Annotated in this window: 1 protein-coding gene and 1 pseudogene; both read left to right on the top strand. The window is 72.8% G+C overall.

Annotation, left to right across the window (positions count from 1 at the left end):
* Positions 1 to 163: 163 nt before the first annotated feature.
* Complete coding sequence (locus MW084_RS10525) at positions 164 to 2,026, top strand: LpqB family beta-propeller domain-containing protein (protein ID WP_010473969.1); 1,863 nt, start codon at positions 164 to 166, stop codon at positions 2,024 to 2,026.
* Positions 2,027 to 2,101: 75 nt separating this feature from the next.
* A pseudogene (locus MW084_RS10520) lies at positions 2,102 to 2,431 on the top strand (ComF family protein); the annotation flags it as partial.

Here is a 2,431-nt window from a genome sequence, read left to right as displayed (position 1 = left end):
CTCCCCGTACCGCCCCGGCCCGACACGTCACCGCGCCGGCCGCACGCCGACCCCACCGCCCTCCCCGGAAACGGCACCCGCGTCGTCGCACGCGGACACGGCACCGAACCCACCGGCGACGACACCCCGCAGGACCAGGGGACGGAACGGAAGGACACCACCCGTGGGCACTGACCGCCGCCGCACCCCCCGGCGAACGACACGCGGCACCGCGCTCCTCGGCGCGGCCGCCCTCCTCGCCGGCTGCGCCTCCATGCCCGACAGCGGAGACGTCAGCGGCGTCAGGACATCACGGCAGGGCGACTCCCAGGTACGCGTCTATCCCGTGCCGCCGCGCGAGAACGCCGAGCCCGCAGAGATCGTCGAGGGCTTCCTCGAAGCGATGACCGGCGACGACCCCGGCTTCGCCACCGCCCGCAAGTACCTCACCAAGCAGGCCGCCCGCACCTGGAAGCCCGAGGAACGCACCACCGTCCTCAGCACCGCCCCCGTCCCCCAGCGCGGCGGCCCCGCACGCCAGGAGCACGCCGCGCCCGGCACCTCCCAGACACTCCTCTACCGCCTTTCCGGCCGCACGGTGGCCACCGTCGACGAACGGCACGCCTACCAGCCGCTCGGCTCCGTCACCTACAGCGAATTCATCCAGCTCGTACAGCAGCGCTCCGCGGACGGCAAGCAGAAGGAATGGCGCATCGACGTCCTCCCGCAGGGCCTCCTCCTCAGCGAATCCGACTTCCAGCGCAACTACCGGTCCGTCAACAAGTACTATTTCGCGTCCGGCAGGAACTGGGTCGTCGCCGACCCGGTGTACATCCGGAAACGCCAGGACCCCGTCACCGGCATGGACTCCCTGGCGCAGACCGTCGAAGCGCTCCTCGAAGGACCGACGAGCTGGCTCAGGCCGGTCGTCGACACCCGCTTTCCCGACGGGACGGAACTGAAGAAGGACACCACCGTCCTCACCACCGACGACCGGAACACCCTCAGGGTCCCGCTCAACGACAAAGCGAACCACGTCGACCACGAACAGTGCCGCAGGATGGCCGCCCAAGTCCTCTTCACCGTCGGAGACCTGGCGTCCAACCGAGTCCGGCAGGTGGAACTCCAGCGCGCCGACGGCCGATCCCTGTGCACCCTGCACGAGGACCGGAAACCCGACTTCATGGCCGACCCCACCCCCGATCTCCGGGAGACCCCCTACTTCGTCGACGCCCAGGGCAGGCTCGCCCAGTTGCTCCCCGGCGCCAAGGAGACCGTCGAACCCCGGCCCGTCCGCGGCCCCTTCGGAGACGGGACCGCGAAGGTCGAGACCGCCGCGATCGCCCGCGACGAAAGGCACGCCGCCGCCGTGTCCGAAAACGGCCGGACCCTGCGCGTCACCTCCATCCAGTCCGACTCCGGCCTTCCCGAACCCCTCGTCACCAGCCGGGGGGCCCGACCGGCCGACCGGCTCTCCGCACCCAGCTGGGACGGCCGCAAGGACCTGTGGGTGGCCGACCGCGACCCCGCCGACCCCCGGCTGCTCCTCCTCCGCGGCGGCACCGGCGAACCGCTCACCGTCACCACGCCCTGGCTCGACGAGGGCGTCCGCATCGAGGAACTGCGTCTCTCCGAGGACGGCGTGCGCATCGCCCTGCGCCTCACCGAGAAGGGCAGGACCACCCTCCAGATCGGCCGCGTCCAACGGCAGACCGCCGGCGGCCGCCAGAAGGTCTCCGTCGTCGACCTCCAGGCGGTCGCACCCCGCATGGAGTCGGTGACGTCCGTCTCCTGGGCCGGGCCCAGCCGCCTCGTCGTCCTCGCCAAGCAGGCGGGCGGCGTGCAGCAGGTCCGCTACCTCCAGACCGACGGCTCCGCCTCCGCCGCCCTCATCCCCGGCCTCAACCAGGTCAAGGCCGTCGCCGCCGCCAGCGACGAACGCGCACCCCTCGTCGCCTCCGCCGACGACGGCCTCGTCAGGCTCCGCTCCGGCGTCAACTGGCAGCCCATGGTCGAGAAGGGAACCGCCCCCGTATACCCGGGATGACCTGCGCGAACGTATCCCGCGCAGGGTTGTCCACAGGGGTGGCGAGCCGCCGCGGGGCACGCCACAGTGGAAGGCGTGCGGAGATGGTGGCAGGAGATCACCGGGCTCGTACTGCCGGTGGCCTGCGCCGGCTGCGGCCGTGCCCGTGCGGTCCTGTGCGATGTCTGCGCCCGGTCGCTCCACGGACGGCCGGTGGTACGCGTACGGCCCGAACCGGAGCCCGAAGGGCTTCCCGGCGTGTGGGCGGCCGCTCCGTACGCCGACGCCGTGCGCGCGGCCCTGCTCGCCCACAAGGAGCGTGGCGCGCTCGCCTTGGCGGCGCCGCTGGGCACGGCGTTGGCGGGCGCCGTGCGGGCGGCCGCGGCGGGCGGTGCCGGAGGCGGGCGCGTGCGGGGCCCCATGACC

Origin of the sequence: Streptomyces sudanensis, assembly GCF_023614315.1 — a bacterium.
Classification (GTDB): Bacteria; Actinomycetota; Actinomycetes; order Streptomycetales; family Streptomycetaceae; genus Streptomyces; species Streptomyces sudanensis.
Note: the sequence above shows the minus strand (reverse complement) of the source record. Positions and strands in the feature narration are given on the sequence as shown.